Origin of the sequence: Actinomadura roseirufa (assembly GCF_900659635.1) — a bacterium.
GTDB lineage: Bacteria > Actinomycetota > Actinomycetes > Streptosporangiales > Streptosporangiaceae > Spirillospora > Spirillospora roseirufa.
In genome coordinates, this window is sequence record NZ_CAACVB010000521.1 from 1 (window position 1) to 2,355 (window position 2,355).

General features: G+C 74.4%; 3 protein-coding genes. All 3 read right to left on the reverse strand.

The genetic code is table 11. The annotated features are described in order from the left end of the window. Positions 1–567: hypothetical protein (locus E1291_RS41035; protein ID WP_207401253.1), on the reverse strand; the 567-nt coding region annotated here is incomplete at its 3' end. Further along, the gene (locus tag E1291_RS41040) at positions 564–1,106 is read right to left on the reverse strand and encodes a class I SAM-dependent methyltransferase (RefSeq protein WP_207401254.1); all 543 of its coding nucleotides are present in this window, start codon (positions 1,104–1,106) and stop codon (positions 564–566) included. The genes E1291_RS41035 and E1291_RS41040, both read right to left, overlap by 4 nt. Positions 1,107–1,449: 343 nt before the next feature. Further along, a partial coding sequence (locus E1291_RS41045) for a TolB family protein (protein ID WP_131743417.1) occupies positions 1,450–2,355 on the reverse strand: 906 nt, incomplete at its 5' end.

A 2,355-nucleotide genomic window follows, 5' to 3' on the forward strand; every position in this document is an offset into this window, starting at 1 on the left:
CGCGTCGCGGACCGCCGCGAGCGCCGCGGCCACCCACGCCGCGTCCACGGTGAACACCGGCCCGCCGCCCTCCGGATCGGCCGCGGCCAGCCTGGCGAGCGCGAGGTCCAGCCCGCCGTCGCCGACCTCGGCGGCCGCCCAGCAGATCAGCGCGATGTCGCCGAGCGAGGTGACGCCCCGCGCTCCGGTGCGCTCCAGCCGGGTCACGAGCCCGGACACCAGCTCCCGCGCCGACTCGCCGCCGAGCACCGCGCGCTGCGCGTCCACCGGCAGGCGGCGGGCGCCGAGCGCCACGATGGCCGCGTAGCGCACGCTCGTCCCGGCCGGGACGGCGTGCTCGCCGCGCATCGTGAACACGAACCCGCGCCCGAGCGCGCCGTTCACGCCGGTGCGCATCCGCGGCAGCCCGCGGGCGGCGCGGCCGAGCAGGTCGGTCACCACGTCCCGCGCCGCGGGGTCCGCCTCGCCGAGCCGGCGCGTCCGGGCGCCGCCGGCGAGCGCCTCCCCGCCCGGCACCTCGCCGGTCACCTCGCCGCCGGTCACGCCGCCGCTCACCTCGCCGCTCACCGGGGCTTCACCGCGATCAGCGACTTGGCCAGCCCGGCGACCTTCTCGGCGCGGATGAGCGAGTGCGGGAAGTAGGCGCGCATCTCGGTGCGGCTCAGCAGCTCCACGTCCAGGACGGCGCGCAGCGCCTCGGCCCGGTCGGCCGGCGGGGTGTGCACCAGCGGCCAGTGCCGCGCGACGGTCGCGCGGGCCGCCGCCGGCAGGAACTGCATGCCGGGGCACACCCAGTGCGGCTCGACGGGGAAGTAGCGGTAGGGCGTCTGGACCCAGTGCCGGTCGGCGAGCCGGTGCACGGCGTCGGCGAACATCCGCCGCCGCGCGTGCCCGCCGACGTGCTCGATCACCGAGTTGGAGATCACCAGGTCGTAGTGGCCGGCGAGGATCTCGGCCGGCAGCTCGCACGCGTCGGCGTGGTCGCTGCGCAGCCAGTCCGGCAGGTCGGACGGCGGTTTCTCCAGGTTCACGATGTGCACCGCGGCGGGCCTCACCGGCGCGCGCCGCCACGCCTCCGCCGTGCCGCCGAGATCGATGACCGACATCCGCCCGAGATCGGGAAAAGTGGCGCGCAGCCAGTCCCACCGGCGCGCGCGATACCGCGCTCCAAGAGAACCCGGAGCGTCCACGAATTGGTTGCGGAATGCGTGAAGCCGACTCAATCGGTTCCCCCCGTCCAATGTCCGGCTCATTATTTGTCCGAGTTGCACGGAGAAGGCCAGTCCTGCCGGTGGCCGACTTTGGACAACGGGACCGGGTAAACGCCGGAATGGCCACTAAGGGCCATCGGAAGGGAGATGGGAAGCGTTCCGGAGCAGCGTTTATCACGGATACGCATTGGTAACACGACGCACCGCTAACGGCGGCCGCCGAGATTCGGCCGCGTCTTTAGTGAATTGCGGCGGGAGAAAATGCGTCGGGCAGCAGCAGCCGCGGTGCGCCCGAGCCGTCGGCGGGCACCGTCCAGACGTCGGTGCCGCCCGCGCGCAGCCGCCCGTACCCGACCGTCCGGTCGTCGATCCAGACCGCCTGGTCGTCCACCGACGCCGGCTCGGCCAGCGGCGTCTCGCGCATCGTGCGCAGGTCGAGCACGTGCAGCCGCCAGGGCCGGGACGGGTCGCCGGTGGCCTTCTTGAACGCCAGCCGGGTGCCGTCGGGGGACAGGGACGGGCACTCCACGTTCGTCCGCAAGGTCCGCATCGTGCGGTCGCCGACCCGCCCCTCGACCAGGTACGTCACGTCCTTGGTCCGCACGGTGGCGTAGAAACGGTCGTCGTCGCGGGTGAAGGTCACGCCCCAGTAGTTGACGTCGGCCGCCCAGACCCGCCGGCCGTCCCTGAACAGCCTGAACCGCTCCAGGTCGAGCCACAGCCGGCCCGTCCGCCGGTCGAAGACCCCGGTCCTGGTGGACAGGTTCTTGCTCTGGTAGTCGTGCCCCTCGACGAACGTCGTCCAGGAGATCATGCGGCCGTCCGCCGACACCTGCGCCCGGCTGGGCACGCCCTCGATCGGGAACAGGTGGGACCGCCGCCCCTGGCCGTCCAGCACGATGGCGTAGGTCTGCGCCCGCGCCGCCCGCTCGACCGTCAGGCAGACCCCGGTGCCGCCCGCCGCGTGCACGCGCACGCAGGACAGGCCGCTGATCGTGCGCGCGGACGGGGCGGGGACGGCCGCCGCGCCGGGCGGTCTGGACAGGGCCACGGCGGCGAGCCGGCCGCTCGCCGGACCGGCGCCGGCCTGGCGGAACAGCAGCTGCCCGGGGCGGTCCGGGCGCACCGCGCCGGCGTCTCGGAC